The organism is Aromatoleum sp. (assembly GCF_032027225.1).
Classification (GTDB): Bacteria; Pseudomonadota; Gammaproteobacteria; order Burkholderiales; family Rhodocyclaceae; genus Aromatoleum.
In genome coordinates, this window is the sequence record NZ_JAVSMM010000017.1 from 61,342 (window position 1) to 74,769 (window position 13,428).

General features: G+C 68.8%; 15 protein-coding genes. 6 read left to right on the forward strand and 9 right to left on the reverse strand.

The features are described 5' to 3' along the window. Positions 1-96 precede the first annotated feature (96 nt). Together ROZ37_RS16935 and ROZ37_RS16940 are read left to right on the forward strand one after the other, a co-directional pair. The gene (locus ROZ37_RS16935) at positions 97-351 is read left to right on the forward strand and encodes a type II toxin-antitoxin system prevent-host-death family antitoxin (RefSeq protein WP_312661084.1); all 255 of its coding nucleotides are present in this window, start codon (positions 97-99) and stop codon (positions 349-351) included. Beyond that, the gene (locus tag ROZ37_RS16940; RefSeq protein ID WP_312661085.1) at positions 351-761 is read left to right on the forward strand and encodes a type II toxin-antitoxin system VapC family toxin; all 411 of its coding nucleotides are present in this window, start codon (positions 351-353) and stop codon (positions 759-761) included. The genes ROZ37_RS16935 and ROZ37_RS16940 overlap by 1 nt, the downstream gene beginning before the upstream one ends. A gap of 44 nt (positions 762-805) precedes the next feature. On the opposite strand, the gene ROZ37_RS16945 is transcribed toward ROZ37_RS16940, so the two are convergent. The 4 genes from ROZ37_RS16945 to ROZ37_RS16960 form a co-directional block, all read right to left on the reverse strand. Continuing rightward, positions 806-2,176, reverse strand: coding sequence for a sigma-54 dependent transcriptional regulator (locus ROZ37_RS16945; RefSeq protein ID WP_312661087.1), 1,371 nt, complete (start codon positions 2,174-2,176; stop codon positions 806-808). Beyond that, positions 2,173-3,726, reverse strand: a complete 1,554-nt coding sequence (locus ROZ37_RS16950; protein ID WP_312661088.1) for a PAS domain-containing sensor histidine kinase — start codon at positions 3,724-3,726, stop codon at positions 2,173-2,175. The genes ROZ37_RS16945 and ROZ37_RS16950 overlap by 4 nt, the downstream gene beginning before the upstream one ends. A 9-nt stretch (positions 3,727-3,735) precedes the next feature. Then, positions 3,736-3,978 carry a PP0621 family protein gene (locus tag ROZ37_RS16955; RefSeq protein ID WP_312661091.1) on the reverse strand — a complete coding sequence of 81 codons (243 nt, stop codon included), beginning with the start codon at positions 3,976-3,978 and terminating at the stop codon, positions 3,736-3,738. A 283-nt stretch (positions 3,979-4,261) separates the two neighbouring features. Beyond that, the gene (locus ROZ37_RS16960; RefSeq protein WP_312661092.1) at positions 4,262-5,419 is read right to left on the reverse strand and encodes a pyridoxal phosphate-dependent aminotransferase; all 1,158 of its coding nucleotides are present in this window, start codon (positions 5,417-5,419) and stop codon (positions 4,262-4,264) included. A 133-nt stretch (positions 5,420-5,552) separates the two neighbouring features. Here ROZ37_RS16960 and mtnA point away from each other — a divergent pair, with 133 nt between their 5' ends. Then, positions 5,553-6,620 carry an S-methyl-5-thioribose-1-phosphate isomerase gene (gene mtnA / locus ROZ37_RS16965; RefSeq protein WP_312661093.1) on the forward strand — a complete coding sequence of 356 codons (1,068 nt, stop codon included), beginning with the start codon at positions 5,553-5,555 and terminating at the stop codon, positions 6,618-6,620. Further along, positions 6,617-7,294, forward strand: a complete 678-nt coding sequence (locus tag ROZ37_RS16970) for a class II aldolase/adducin family protein (protein ID WP_312661095.1) — start codon at positions 6,617-6,619, stop codon at positions 7,292-7,294. Before mtnA ends, ROZ37_RS16970 begins: the two co-directional genes overlap by 4 nt. A gap of 248 nt (positions 7,295-7,542) precedes the next feature. On the opposite strand, the gene ROZ37_RS16975 is transcribed toward ROZ37_RS16970, so the two are convergent. Further along, positions 7,543-8,427 (reverse strand): NAD(P)-dependent oxidoreductase, encoded by an 885-nt coding sequence (locus ROZ37_RS16975; protein ID WP_312661096.1) that lies wholly within the window; start codon positions 8,425-8,427, stop codon positions 7,543-7,545. A 255-nt stretch (positions 8,428-8,682) separates the two neighbouring features. Further along, positions 8,683-9,564, reverse strand: a complete 882-nt coding sequence (locus ROZ37_RS16980) for a 2-hydroxy-3-oxopropionate reductase (protein WP_312661097.1) — start codon at positions 9,562-9,564, stop codon at positions 8,683-8,685. A 52-nt stretch (positions 9,565-9,616) separates the two neighbouring features. Between ROZ37_RS16980 and ybiB the strand changes: the two genes are divergently transcribed. Beyond that, positions 9,617-10,537: a DNA-binding protein YbiB gene (gene ybiB / locus ROZ37_RS16985; RefSeq protein ID WP_312661099.1), complete on the forward strand. Its 921-nt coding sequence runs from the start codon at positions 9,617-9,619 to the stop codon at positions 10,535-10,537. A 138-nt stretch (positions 10,538-10,675) separates the two neighbouring features. Here the strand turns inward: ybiB and ROZ37_RS16990 are convergent, their stop codons facing one another. Together ROZ37_RS16990 and ROZ37_RS16995 are read right to left on the reverse strand one after the other, a co-directional pair. Beyond that, on the reverse strand, positions 10,676-11,563 hold the full coding sequence (locus ROZ37_RS16990; RefSeq protein WP_312661101.1) for a pirin family protein: 888 nt from the start codon (positions 11,561-11,563) through the stop codon (positions 10,676-10,678). A gap of 97 nt (positions 11,564-11,660) precedes the next feature. Next, positions 11,661-12,260 carry an NAD(P)H-dependent oxidoreductase gene (locus tag ROZ37_RS16995; RefSeq protein WP_312661102.1) on the reverse strand — a complete coding sequence of 200 codons (600 nt, stop codon included), beginning with the start codon at positions 12,258-12,260 and terminating at the stop codon, positions 11,661-11,663. Positions 12,261-12,560: 300 nt separating this feature from the next. Between ROZ37_RS16995 and ROZ37_RS17000 the strand changes: the two genes are divergently transcribed. Then, positions 12,561-13,058 (forward strand): disulfide bond formation protein B, encoded by a 498-nt coding sequence (locus ROZ37_RS17000; RefSeq protein WP_312661104.1) that lies wholly within the window; start codon positions 12,561-12,563, stop codon positions 13,056-13,058. Between the two features lie 31 nt (positions 13,059-13,089). Here the strand turns inward: ROZ37_RS17000 and ROZ37_RS17005 are convergent, their stop codons facing one another. Continuing rightward, positions 13,090-13,398 (reverse strand): PilZ domain-containing protein, encoded by a 309-nt coding sequence (locus tag ROZ37_RS17005; protein ID WP_312661105.1) that lies wholly within the window; start codon positions 13,396-13,398, stop codon positions 13,090-13,092. Positions 13,399-13,428 lie beyond the last annotated feature (30 nt).

A 13,428-nucleotide genomic window follows, 5' to 3' on the forward strand; every position in this document is an offset into this window, starting at 1 on the left:
GCCGGCTTCGCACGCCGCAAAACGTGGTCTTCGCCTGGCATGTCTCGGGTCTCTCGACTAACATATAGCTAACCACCCATATAGTCCGAGCTAGCCATGCATAGCGTGCCGATATACGACGCCAAGAACCGCTTTTCCGAGTTGGTTGCCGCGGTTGAACGCGGGGACGAGGTGTCGATTACCCGACGCGGGGTTCCCGTCGCGAAGTTGGTTGCAGCGTCCGCGGGTGAAGCCGACGCAGACGCGCAGCGCACCCGCGTTGCCGCAGCACTGGCAGCGCTGCGCAAGTTGCGAGAGCACGTTGAGCTCGAGGGGAATCTGAAGGAAATCGCACGCGCGGGACTTGACTGATGCCGTTCGTGATCGACAACTCGGTGATCTGCGGCTGGTTTATCGGCAATCAGGCGACGGCTTACAGCGACGCGATCGGCGCGCGCCTGTTCACCGACCGGTGCACTGCTCCCGCGCTGCTGCAACTCGAATTCGCGAACGTCCTGCGGACCGCATGCAAGCGCCAACGCCTGGGGATCGAGGACGCGCGAATGGCGGTCGACCAGATCGAATCGCTACCGATCGACATCGACCGCGAGACGCCGGGACCGGCGGCGATTTTGTCTCTGGCACTGCGTTACGACTTGTCGAGCTACGACGCGGCCTACCTCGAACTCGCGCTGCGGAAGCAACTGCCGATCGCAACGCAGGACGAAGCGCTGCGTGAGGCGGCGTGGGCGGCCGGCGTCGGCGTGGTGCGGGAGAAGTAGCGGAGGCTTTCGCCTTGTTCGGCGCCGAGACGGTCTGGTAAGCCCTACTCCATCCCCCACTTTTCCAACCGGTAGCGCAACTGCCGCAGCGTCATCCCCAGGCGTCGCGCGGCTTCGGAGCGGTTCCAGCGGGTGTCGTCGAGCATGCGCAGCACGCGCGTGCGCTCGGCCTCTTCGTCGCCCGCCGGCTCGTCTTGCGGACGGTCGGCGCCGCGGTCGGTCGGGACGGGGCGCAGGCCTTCGGTCGGTTGCAGGTCGACGTCGTCGACGCCGATCTCGTCGCCGTCGCACAGCGCGCAGGCGCGCTCGAGAAGGTTTTCGAGTTCCCGCACATTGCCGGGGAAAGGATGCTGCTGCAGTACCGCCATCGCACCGGGACTGAGGCGGCGCGGCGCGGTGCCTTCGCGTTCGGCGAGCCGCGCGAGGATGTGGGCGGCGAGGTCCGGGACGTCCTCGGGCCGTTCGCGCAGCGGCGGCACGCGCAGCGTGATGACGTTGATGCGAAAGTAGAGGTCCTGGCGGAACTTGCCTTCGGCGACGAGCTGCGCGAGGTCGCGGTGCGACGCGGACAGGATGCGCACGTCGACCGATTCCTCGGCGTGCGCGCCGACCGGGCGCACCGCCCGCTCCTGGATCGCGCGCAAGAGCTTGACCTGCATCGCGAGCGGCAGGTCGGCGACTTCGTCGAGGAACAGCGTACCCCCGCGCGCCGCCTGGAACAGGCCGTCCTTGTCGGCGACCGCGCCGGTGAAGCTGCCCTTGCGATGACCGAAGAACTCGCTTTCCATCAGTTCCGGCGAGATCGCGCCGCAGTTGACCGGCACGAACGGCGCCGCCGCGCGCGGCCCCATTTCGTGGATCAGCCGCGCGGTGACTTCCTTGCCGGTGCCCGATTCGCCGTGAAGGTAGACCGGCGCCTGGTTGCGCGCGAGCTTCGCGACCTGCGCACGCAGCTGCGCGAGCGCCGCGGAGCCGCCGACGAGGTTGCGGCCCGCTTCGCCGCCCGTTGCACGCGCCGGCGGTTCGAGTCTCAGCGCGTGGTTGACGAGTTCGCGCAGCGCCTTGAGTTCGACCGGTTTGGTGACGAAGTCGAATGCGCCGGATTTCAGCGCGCGGATCGCGGTTTCGATGCTGCCATAGGCGGTGATCACCGCGACCGGCAGGCCGGGGAAGTTCGCCTGGATGTCGGCGACGAGCTCGAGGCCGTCACCGTCGGGCAGCCGCATGTCGGTCAGGCACAGGCGGTACGCCTTTTCGCCGAGCAGGCGGCGCGCGTCGGCGAGCGTTCCGGTCGTGTCGGCGGCGAGGCCCATGCGCATCAGTGACAGTTCGAGCACTTCGCGGATGTCTTCCTCGTCATCGACGATGAGGACGTCGATCCCGCGCGGGCGCTGCCGCCGTTCGGGTTGGTTCATGGCTGACTCCGTCCGGTGAGCACGAAATGGGCGCCGGGCGCATTGTCGCGCAGTTCGAGCGTTGCGCCGTTGGCTTCGGCGAGTTCGCGCGCGATGTAGAGGCCCAGCCCGGTGCCCTTCGGGTGCATCGTGAAGAAGGGTTCGAAGACGCGCGCCCGCTCGCTCTCGGCGATGCCGGGGCCGTCGTCGACGACGTGCAGCGCGGCCTGCCCGCTCGCTTCGGAAGTCGAGAAGATCCGCACCGACTCCGCCCCCCCCGAAGCATAACGACGCGCGTTGCCGAGCAGGTTGCCGAGAATCTGGTGCAGGTGCGCGCGGTCGATCGCGAGCGTCGCGCCGGCGGCGATATCGATGCCAAACACGCCGCGTTCGCTGTCGCCGCCGAGCGCGAACTCCTCGACGAGGCTCGCGACGAACGGCGCCAGCACGAGCGCCTCCGGCAGCGTTTCCCCGCGGCGCCCGAGCGCGAGCACGTCGCGGATCATCCGCTCGATGCGCCGCGCGTTGTCGTTGATGATGCGCACGAGCCGCAGCTGCACGTCGCCGCGCTTTTCCTCCGTCAGCAGTTCGGCAGCCTGGGTGACCGCCGCTAGAGGGTTACGGATCTCGTGCGCCATGCTCGCGGTGAGGCGACCGAGCGCCGCGAGCTTGAGCTGCTGGACGTGCATCTGGACTTCTTCGAAATCGGTGAGGTAGATCAGGGTGTCGCCGTCCGTGCCGTTCGCGTCGGCGCCGACCGCGCGGCAGCGCAACAACTTGCCCGACGCGCCGAGGCGCTGCAGCCGGCCCTCCGCCCCAGCGCAGCGCGTGCGGCAATCCGCGAAAGCCGGGTCGATGTCGGTGAGCATCCGCCCCTCGACCGCGGCCGAGCCCAGCAATTCCGTCGCGCGCGGATTCGCGTGCGTGATTCGGCCGTCGCTGCCGAGCACGAGGACGCCGTCCTGCATGTCGCGGATGATGCGTTCATTGACCGCCTGCTGTTTCGCGAGCGCTTCGCCGCGCTGCACCGCGAGCGACTCGTTCGCCTTCGCACGCAGCGCGAGCAGTCGGGCGGTGATCGCGATGCCGAAAAAGCCGATGCACACGAAGCCGACCTGCAGGAAATCGGCCGGCGTGCCGCCGCTGAAATAGCGCCATGCGTTCTCGGCCAGCACCGCGACGGTCGCGAGCGAAGCGAAGAACAGCACCATCCGGCCTTCGGCGACGAGACCCGCACCGGCCAGGATCACCATCATCAGCACCGGCATGCCGCTGCGGTAACCGCCGCTCGCCCACATCAGCACCGTCAGCACGACGATGTCGATGACGAGCTGGATCGTGATCAGGCGCCCGAGCCCGAAGGCGCGCGCCGCGTCGGGAAAACCGAGTGCCAGCACCGCGCCGCCGTAAGCGAGCGCCGTGCCGACGAAGACGTTCGGCGCTGCTTCGCCGAGATTCAGCTCACGCCCGGCGACAAGAAAAAGACCCGCGACGACGAGGCGGAAGAAGTTCAGGTAGCGCAGCGGCACCCAGCGGGACGGATCGAGCTCGGGCAAGGCCGCGTCGCGCATCGCCGGCCTTCAGCGCCGGGGGCCGAGGCGCCGGTGTTCCTCGCAGCAGAAGAAATCCTCGCCGACGCGCAGCCCTTCGCTCTCGGGAACGTGCAGACCGCAATGCGCGCAGCCGAGCATCCGCTCCGCCTCGGCTGCCCGCGACCGCTTTTTCCCGTCCGCGCCGGGCCGGCTGCGATCGAAGCGCGTCAGCGCGCGGCGCACCCACCAGATGGCGATCAGGACGAGGATGAAGATCAGTAGGCTGCGCACGGGGGAAGGATCTGCGAGGAGTCGGGGCGGCGGAAGTTTAGCACGCGCGTTTCCCGCGGCTGCCCGTAGCGCCCGTCAGCCGCGCATCGCCGCCAACGGCAAGAACAGCGTCGGAGGCGTATCCGAAAAAGCGAGGAAATCGTGACGGGTATAGAAGGCGCCGGCGAGCCCGTCTTTCGCATCGATCAGCACATCGTGAAGGCGGCGATCGTCGCGGACCGCGCGATTGAGCGCATCGGCAACGGCGCCTTCGCCGCGGCCTCGTTCACGCGCCGGCGAGCCTTCACACCCGGCACAGCCGCTCGCACGCGGCGGCCAGCGTGTCCTCGTTCTTCGCGAAGCAGAAGCGGATCACGCGATCGTCGTGCGCGTCGGCGAAGAACGCCGATACCGGGATCGCGGCGACGCCCGTTTCCCGCGTGAGCCGTTCGACGAAGGCGACGTCCGGTTCACCGGAGATCGCCGCGTAGCGTGCGAGCTGGAAATAGGTGCCGCGCGAGTCGAGGAGTTCGAAGCGCGAGCCCGCGAGCCGGGCGCGGAAGAAGTCGCGCTTCGCCGCGTAGAACGCCGCGAGACGTTCATGGCGCGACGCGTCGGCCATGTAGTCGGCAAGCGCGAACTGCACCGGCGTGTTCACCGTAAAGACGTTGAACTGATGCACCTTGCGGAACTCGTCCATCAGCTCGCGCGGCGCGACCACATACCCGACTTTCCAGCCGGTGACGTGATAGGTCTTGCCGAAGCTCGACACGATGACGCTGCGCGCGGCGAGCTCCGGGTGGCGAGCGCAGCTCTCGTGCTGTCGGCCGTCGAAGACGATGTGCTCGTAGACCTCATCCGAGACGACGACGATGCCGGTGCCGCGGGTCAGCGCGGCGAGCCGCGTCATGTCGTCGGCCGACCACACCGTCGCGGTCGGATTGTGCGGGCTGTTGATCATGATCATCCGCGTGCGCGGCGTGATCGCGGCGGCGACCGCGTCCCAGTCGGGCCGATAGTCGGGGGCAGCAAGCCGCAGCCGGACGACGCAGCCGCCCTGCAGCTCGATCGCCGGCGCGTAGGAGTCGTACACCGGCTCGAAGACGATGACCTCGTCACCCGGATGCACCAGCGCGGCGACCGCGGTGAACAGCGCCTGGGTTGCGCCTGCCGTCACCGTGATCTCGGTGTCAGGGTCGTAGGTCGTGCCGTACAGGCCCACGACCTTGCATGCGATCGCTTCGCGCAGCGGCGCAACGCCGCCCATCGGCGCGTACTGGTTCCACCCCGCGCGCATCCAGTGCGCGACCCGCTCGAACAGCGCGTCCTCGGCGTTGAAATCGGGGAAGCCCTGCGACAGGTTGATTGCGCCGCATTCCTGAGCGAGCCGGGACATCACGGTGAAGATCGTGGTCCCGACGTTCGGCAGGCGGGAGTCGATGCGAGCGGGGAAGCTGGGCATGGCGGTGGTGGCAGGATCGGGATGCGGGGAATTCTGGCAGAGCCGGGATCGAAGGCCAATTGCGCCGATGCGCGCCAACCGCGCCGGCTTTCGAACCACGCCGCCGCCGGGACAAAGGACTAAAATGCGCGCCATGTTCACTCAGCCCATTCCCACCCTCGTCCGCGACGGCAACGCCGTCGTCATCCTCGACCAGACGCTGCTGCCCTACCACAGCGAGCAACGCACCCTCGCGACGCTCGCCGACGTCGCCACCGCGATCCGCTCGATGCAGGTTCGCGGCGCGCCGCTGATCGGCGCCACCGCGGCGTTCGGCGTCGCGATCGCGCTCCTCGCCGACCGCAGCGACGCGCAGCTCGATCACGCGTTGCAGACGCTCGCCGCGACGCGCCCGACGGCGGTCAACCTGCACTGGGCGCTCGCCCGCATGGATGCGAAGCTGCGACCGCTGCCCGAATCCGCCCGCGGCGACGCCGCCTGGGCCGAAGCCGAGGCGATTCGCACCGCCGACGCCGACACCTGCTCAGCGATCGGCGAGCACGGCGTCGCGCTGATCGAGGAAGTCGCCACGCGGCGCAACGGCCCCGTGCGGGTGATGACCCATTGCAACGCCGGCTGGCTCGCGACCTGCGGCGCCGGGACGGCGCTCGCGCCCGTCTATCGCGCGCACGCGAAAGGCATTGCGGTTCATGTGTGGGTCAGCGAAACCCGGCCGCGTAACCAGGGGCTGCTGACCGCATGGGAGCTGCGCGAGGCCGGCGTGCCGCACAGCCTGATCGCCGACAACGCGGCGGGAATCCTGCTCGCGCGCGGCGAAGTCGACCTCGTGATCACCGGCGCCGACCGCGTGGCCGCGAACGGCGACTCCGCGAACAAGGTCGGCACGTATCTGAAAGCGCTCGCGGCGCGCGAGCACGGCGTGCCATTCCACGTCGCAGCGCCGTATTCGACCGTCGATTTCGCGTGCGCCGAGGGGGGCGCGATCCCGATCGAAGACCGAGGTCCGGCTGAAGTGCGCAGCGTTGCGGGCATCACGGACAAGGGAGCCCTCGTCAGCGTGCGCCTCGCGCCCGACGCGACGGGTGCGGCGAATCCCGCGTTCGATGTGACGCCGGCGCAACTGATCACCAGCATCATCACCGAGCGCGGAGTCACGGCGCCCGGCCGGCTGCGCGAGCTTTATCCGGAGAAGGCCGAATGAACCCGGTCCGCGGAATCGAATTCGACGACTCGGAACTGCGCGCCGAGCTCGTCGCGACGACGCTCGCGATGTCCGCGGCGCGGCTCAACACCGGCGCCTCCGGCAACGCAAGCGTGCGGACGCCGGGCGGGATGCTGATCACGCCGAGCGGACTCGCACCCGACGCCTGCACGCCCGACGACATGGTTGTCGTCGACCCGAGCGGAAGACCCGACGGCCGCCTCGCGCCGTCGAGCGAGTGGCGGCTGCACAACGACCTCTACGCTCACCGCCCGGAAGCGGGCGCGATCATTCATGCGCACGCACCTTTCGCGACCGCGCTCGCGTGCCAGCGGCTGGAAATTCCGCCGTTCCACTACATGATCGCGCGCTTCGGCGGCAACAATGTGCGCTGCGCGAAGTACGCGACCTTCGGCACGCAGGCGCTGTCGGATCACATCGCAACCGCGATCGCGGACCGCAGCGCGTGCCTGATGGCGAACCACGGCATGCTCGTCTTCGGCCGCAACCTCGCGAACGCGCTCGCGCTCGCGATCGAATTCGAGACGCTGTGCGAGCAGTACTGGCGCGTGCGCCAGCTCGGTAAGCCGGTGCTGCTGTCGGACGACGAAATGCGCGAAGTCGTCGAGCGTTTCCGCTGGTACGGCAAGCCCGCGGAGCAGTTGCCGGAATAAGGTGCCGAAGGCGAGCGGCGCAACCTTCGCCGAGCGCCTTCAGCCTGGATCGGCGGTTGGGTTGCCCCCCTTGGGCCAACTCCGCGTAGCGCGGCGTTAGCCGAGGGCGAAGGCCGACGCAGAGCTTCCGGCACCCGTAGTTGTCGGATATCGCTTCGTCTCAAGTCCGACTGACGGGTTGGACGGTTCGGGTGTGCCGACGGACCGTTTTGGCGCAAGTCGGCCCGAGCCGCAGGGGAAGGCCGACGTCAGGAATCGGAACCGCACCCGGAAGCACGTTCGAGCACCCGTAGCAGACTCGAGGTATCGTCCCGCGCGCCGCCGAGCGCCATCAGCGCGTTGAGCTGCTGCCATACCTGCGCTGCGACCGGCAGCGGCGCGCCGAGCTTCGCCGCCTCGTCCATCAGGATGCCGAAGTCCTTGTGATGCAGGCGCGACTCGATGCCGGCGCCGAAATCCCGCCGCACCATGCGCTCGCCCATCACGTCGAGCACGCGCGACGCCGCCGAGCCGCCGCTCAGCGCGGCGCGCACCGCGGCGAGGTCGACGCCATGCGCATTCGCGAGATGCATCGCCTCGGCGCACGCTTCGACCGCCGCGACCATGATCATCTGGTTGCACGCCTTCGCGACCTGCCCCGCACCGTTGCCGCCGATATGCACGATCGTCCGGCCCAGGCAGGCGAGCAGCGGACGCACGCGCTCGAGGACCTCCGCGCTGCCGCCGACCATGATCGCGAGCGTCGCGTCCTGCGCTCCCTGCGCGCCGCCCGATACTGGCGCGTCGAGCATCGCTGCGCGGCGCCCATGGAGCGCCGCGGCGACCCGGCGCGCCGATGCGGGCGCGATCGTGCTCATGTCGACGTGCACCCAGCCCGGCCGTGCGCCGTGGATCAGGCCGTCGTCGCCGAGGACGAGCCGCTCGACGTCCGCGCTCGCGGTGACGATCGAGAACGCGACGTCGGTCGCGGCGGCGAGCGCCGCGAGGCTGTCATGCACGACCGCGCCGCTGCCGCCGAACGGCGCGAGACTTTCGGGTCGCCGCGCCCACAGGTGCAACCGGTGCCCGGCGCGCTGCAAGCGCCCGGCCATCGGCCTCCCCATGACGCCGAGCCCGATAAAGCCCACTTCCATTCGCGAACCTCCTTGTCGTCCGGCGATCTTCCCCGATCGACCGGGAATCCGATATCGGCCATGCGCGCGATCTCATCGCCGCGTCGGCGCGACCTTCGACAAACTCCAACCGGCCGCGACTTCGTGGCCGGTTCGCAGCCTTACGCGCGTACGAGATGTACTACGACGAGGCGATTTCGCACCAGGACGGACGGCGCGATCGCCTCGCCCCCGTCGCGAGCCGCGCTCGTCATGCTGCAATCCCTGTGCCGCCCCTCAACCCGGCGAGCCGCCGCTCATGCGCTCGAGCAGCTTCAGCATCGCCACCGAGTCGTCCTCGCCGAGCCCGCTGCCCACCATCGCGTTGAACATCTGCGCGGTCACGGCGGCCGACGGCAGCGCCACCCCCAGTCGGTACGCCTCTTCCATGACGATGCGCATGTCCTTCTGGTGCATCCACGCCTTGAAGCCGGGCTTGAAGTTGCGGTCGAGCATGCGCTGGCCGTGGTTTTCGAGCACGCGCGAATACGCGAAACCGCCGAGCAGCGCTTCGCGCACCTTCGCCGCGTCGACGCCGCTCTTCTGCGCGAAATTCATCGCCTCGGCGACCGCAGCGACGCCGACGCCGGTGAGGATCTGGTTGCACGCCTTCGCGACCTGCCCCGCGCCGCTCGCGCCGATCAGCGACACCGTCTTGCCCATCGCTTCGAACAGCGGCTTGACACGCTCGAACGCGACCGCATCGCCGCCGACCATGATCGTCAGGCTGGCGTTGATCGCGCCGATCTCGCCACCCGACACGGGCGCGTCGAGCATCTCGATGCCGCGCCCCTTCAGTCGCGCGGCGATCGCCTGCGCCGCTCCTGGCGCGATCGTGCTCATGTCGATGAACACGAGCCCGCGACGCGCGCCCTCGGCGACGCCCTGCGGTCCGAGCGCAACGTGCTCGACGTCCGGCGCGTCGGCGACCATGGTGATCACGACTTCGACGCGCGATGCGACGTCAGCGGCGCTTGCGGCCTCGCTGGCTCCGGCTTCGAGCAGCGGCAGCATCGATTCGCGCCGCCGGCTCCAGACATGCACGCGGTGCCCGGCGCGGATCAGGTTCAACGCCATGGGGCGGCCCATCAGGCCGAGTCCGATGAATCCGACATCCATTCTTGTGTTCTCCTCGCTGGCTGGAAGACGCATCGCAGCGGATAATCGCCGCATGACTTACGCCCCGATCATCAAGGAAATCGGACGCGGCGCCAAGGGCGCGCGCTCCCTCGACGTTGCGCAAGCCGAAGCGCTGTTCGGCGACATTCTCGACGGCCGCGTGCCCGAGCTTGAGCTCGGCGCGATCCTGATCGCGTTGCGGATCAAGAGCGAGACGCTCGACGAGCTGCTGGGCTTTCAGCGCGCGATCGACGCCCGCTGCCCACGGATCGCGGTGCCGCCCGGGCCACGCTGCGTCGTGCTGCCGACCTATAACGGTGCGCGCCGGCAGGCGAACCTGATGCCGCTCGTCGCGCAGCTCGTCGCGCGCGAAGGCGTGCCGGTGCTGATCCAGGGGCGGCACGACTTCGAGTCGCGCGTGAGCCCGTTCGAACTGCTCGACGCGCTCGGGATCCAGCCGGCCGCGGAAGTCGAGGACGCAGCGAAGGCGCTGGCGCGCGGCGAAATCGCGTGCGTGACGCTCGCGCAACTCCTGCCCGGCATGGACCGGCTGCTCGGTCTGCGGCTGCGCCTCGGCGTGCGCGCGAGCGGCCATACGATGGCGAAGCTGATCGACCCGTGCCCGGGACGCAGCGTGCGCGTCGTCGCGGTCACGCATCCCGAATATCTCGAACGGATGCACGAGTTCCTTATCGCGGACCGCGCGCGAGCGATGCTGATGCGCGGCACCGAAGGCGAGGCGTATGCGAACCCGCGCCGACGGCCGGCGATGGAAGCGTTCCGCGAAGGCGTGGCCGAGTTCGCATGGCAAGCCGAAGCCGGCGGCGCGCCGCCGCTCGAAGGCCTGCCCGAAGCGCCGGCGGTCGCGAAAAACGCCGCGCTGATCCGCGCGATGCTCGCCGGCGAGGTCGTGATCCCGCAGCCGATCACTGACCAGGTCGCCGCGCTGGTGCGGCTCGCGCTGGAGGGGTAGAACGTCGACCACATCGGATCAGCCGCTCGGAGCACCCCGAAAATGTACATCCGACCGAGCGGAGCGATGTAGGACCTCGGCAGCACCCGCGTGCTTACCCGCCGGCCTTCGCTTCGCTCACGCCGCACCGCACGGCTTTCACTGCGCGCCGAAGCGGCCGTCGCGGTAGTCGGCAAGCGCTTCTTGGATCTCCTGCTGCGTGTTCATCACGAACGGGCCGTACTGGGCGATCGGTTCGTCGAGCGGGCGTCCGGCGATCAGCAGCAAGCGTGCGGGTTGCGCGCCCGCTTCGACGACGACGCCGTCCGCAGCAGCGTCGTTCGCGAGGATCGCCATCTGCCGCTCGCCGAGCGTCTTGCCCGCGATACTCACGTCGCCGCGATAGACAAACAGGAAGGCGTTGTGCGTCGACGGCAGCGACTGGCTGAAGCGGACACTGGCCGGCAGATGGACGTCGAGATATAGCGGCGCGGTCGCGTCGCGCGTCACCGCACCGGCAACGCCGTGGCTCGCGCCCGCGATGACGCGTACGTCGACGCCGTCCGCGGTCCGAAGCGACGGGATCGCCGCGGCCTCGAAATCGCGGTACCACGGCTCGCGCATCTTGTCGCTCGCCGGCAGGTTCAGCCACAGCTGGAAGCCTTCCATCAGGCCGCCTTCCTGCTCGGGCATCTCGGAATGGACCACGCCGCGGCCCGCCGTCATCCATTGCACGCCGCCATTCTCGAGCAGCCCTTCGTTACCGGCGCTGTCGCGGTGGCGCATGCGGCCGGCGATCATGTAGGTGATCGTCTCGAAGCCGCGGTGCGGGTGGTTCGGGAAGCCGGCGAGATAGTCGTCGGGATTCTCGTTGCGGAACGCGTCGAGCATCAGGAACGGGTCGAGCCGCCGTTGCAGCGGCTGCGTCAGCACACGCGTGAGCTTGACGCCGGCGCCGTCGGAAGTCGCCTGCCCGGTGACGACGCGTTCAACCGTGCGCGTCTGCTGCACGCGCTCGGGTTTCAGTTCGGTGCGTTCGGTGGTCATCTGGGTCTCCTGTCAGGCTTCGTCGGTCGTCGCCGCTGCACGGGGGAATGCCGGCCAGCCCGCCGTTCGGGCCGGCCGTCGTTCCCGCGCGGCGCGATCAGGCGAAAGCCGCTTCGATATCGCGTTGGGCTTCGACGATTGCCTGTTGTTCCGCATCCGCGCCCATCGCGAAGCCTTCGGCGAAGACGAAGCGGACGTCGGTCATGCCGAGGAAGCCGAGGATCGTCTTCAGGTACGGCACCTGGGTGTCGGCCGGCGTGTCGCGATAGCGTCCGCCGCGCGCGAACGCGACGTACACCGTCTTGTTCTTCAGCAGACCTTCCGGGCCGTTCGCCGTGTATTGGAAGGTCACTTTCGCGCGCGCGATCGCGTCCAGCCAGTTCTTGAGCTGCGCCGGGATGCCGAAGTTGTACATCGGCACTCCGAGGACGACGGCGTCGGCGGCCTGGATTTCGGCGATCAGCGCATCGTCGAGCGCAACGCGCGCCGCCTGCTCGGCGGTCCGCTGCTCCGCGGGCGTGAACAGTGCGCCGAGCGCGGCTTCGTCGAGCGCCGGATGCGGATTGCGCGCGAGGTCGCGGGCGACGACTGACGCGCCCGGATTCGCCGCACGAAGGCGTTCGACGATCTTGTTCGCGACACGAGTGGAGTTGGAGCCTTCGCCACGGGCGCTGGAATTGACCTGCAGGACTTTCATCTGAATCTCCGTGTTGTTCGGTTTGGGTAGGCGAACTTTATCGCCCGGACTGTTGCGAAAACAGCCGCGAACAAGAACAACACCGTTGCCTGATTTGCATCAATTGCGCGACTCGCGACGCCGGCCCATCGCCCGGCGCTCCCGTCGATATGCCATCGCGCTTGTCTTCGCCGGCCCGACTGCCCCGCTCGGCGCGGCTTTCGGGCGGGGGCCAGTTCAACGCTGAACTTTTTTGACGGCACGACGACGAATGCGCGTCCGTGGCCTACAATCGCCGCTCTTACACGCCCGCCCGCCCCGATGACTCTCTCGAATCTCTCGTCCCGCTCCCTGTTTCTCGGCCTCTTCGCCGTCTGCGTCGGGCTTCTGTCGTTCGGCCTCTACCTGCAGCATGTGGTCGGCCTCGAGCCGTGCCCGATGTGCATCATGCAGCGCTATGCCTTCGTCGGCATCGCGCTTGTTGCGCTGATCGGCGGCCTCCACGCGCCGGGGAGAAACGGGACCCGCATCTATGCGGGGATGATCCTGCTGCTCGCACTCACCGGCGCCGGCGTCGCGGCGCGCCAGACGTGGATCCAGCTCTATCCGCCGGAATTCGCCGAGTGCGGCCCCGACCTGGAGTTCATGCTCGGCAGCTTCCCGCTCGCGGACGCGCTGCCGATGATCTTCCACGGCGCGGGGGATTGCTCGCAGGTCGACTGGACCTTCCTCGGGCTGTCGATCGCGAACTGGTCGCTGGTGATGTTCTCGCTCGTCGCAGCGTTCGCGATCGCGATGGTCCTGCGCAAGCGCGGCTGACACACCCGGGGCGCCGCCGGCTATCGGCCGCCTATTCGACGACCCTTAGGGTCGCGCCGCCGATCTCGTAGAGGCCGTTTCCGAGCGCATGGCAGCGCCGGACTTCGAGCCGCGTCACAAGCGGCGGCCGTGCCAACGCGCCGCCCGGCGATGCGACGGCGACTTCGAGGACTTCCGCTTCAGCGGGGACGTAGGCGGCGCGCAAGGTCATGCCGCCGACACTGATATCGATGCATTCCGCGGCGATGATTTCGCCACCACGCAGCCGGATCGAGGCCGGGCAGCCGAGCGGAACGCGACGATCGAGACGCCGTTCGGGCGGAGATGCGCGGTCATTCATCGGAGGGCGACACCGGGTGGGGATAACGCC

Coding starts and splice junctions, on each gene's coding strand:
- ROZ37_RS17005 (WP_312661105.1), bottom strand. CDS start 13,398: ATGAATGACCGCGCATCTCCGCCCGAACGGCGTCTCGATCGTCGCGTT.
- ROZ37_RS17000 (WP_312661104.1), top strand. CDS start 12,561: ATGACTCTCTCGAATCTCTCGTCCCGCTCCCTGTTTCTCGGCCTCTTC.
- ROZ37_RS16960 (WP_312661092.1), bottom strand. CDS start 5,419: ATGCCCAGCTTCCCCGCTCGCATCGACTCCCGCCTGCCGAACGTCGGG.
- ROZ37_RS16980 (WP_312661097.1), bottom strand. CDS start 9,564: ATGGATGTCGGATTCATCGGACTCGGCCTGATGGGCCGCCCCATGGCG.
- ROZ37_RS16935 (WP_312661084.1), top strand. CDS start 97: ATGCATAGCGTGCCGATATACGACGCCAAGAACCGCTTTTCCGAGTTG.
- ROZ37_RS16995 (WP_312661102.1), bottom strand. CDS start 12,260: ATGAAAGTCCTGCAGGTCAATTCCAGCGCCCGTGGCGAAGGCTCCAAC.
- ROZ37_RS16950 (WP_312661088.1), bottom strand. CDS start 3,726: ATGCGCGACGCGGCCTTGCCCGAGCTCGATCCGTCCCGCTGGGTGCCG.
- ROZ37_RS16975 (WP_312661096.1), bottom strand. CDS start 8,427: ATGGAAGTGGGCTTTATCGGGCTCGGCGTCATGGGGAGGCCGATGGCC.
- ROZ37_RS16970 (WP_312661095.1), top strand. CDS start 6,617: ATGAACCCGGTCCGCGGAATCGAATTCGACGACTCGGAACTGCGCGCC.
- mtnA (WP_312661093.1), top strand. CDS start 5,553: ATGTTCACTCAGCCCATTCCCACCCTCGTCCGCGACGGCAACGCCGTC.
- ROZ37_RS16940 (WP_312661085.1), top strand. CDS start 351: ATGCCGTTCGTGATCGACAACTCGGTGATCTGCGGCTGGTTTATCGGC.
- ybiB (WP_312661099.1), top strand. CDS start 9,617: ATGACTTACGCCCCGATCATCAAGGAAATCGGACGCGGCGCCAAGGGC.
- ROZ37_RS16945 (WP_312661087.1), bottom strand. CDS start 2,176: ATGAACCAACCCGAACGGCGGCAGCGCCCGCGCGGGATCGACGTCCTC.
- ROZ37_RS16990 (WP_312661101.1), bottom strand. CDS start 11,563: ATGACCACCGAACGCACCGAACTGAAACCCGAGCGCGTGCAGCAGACG.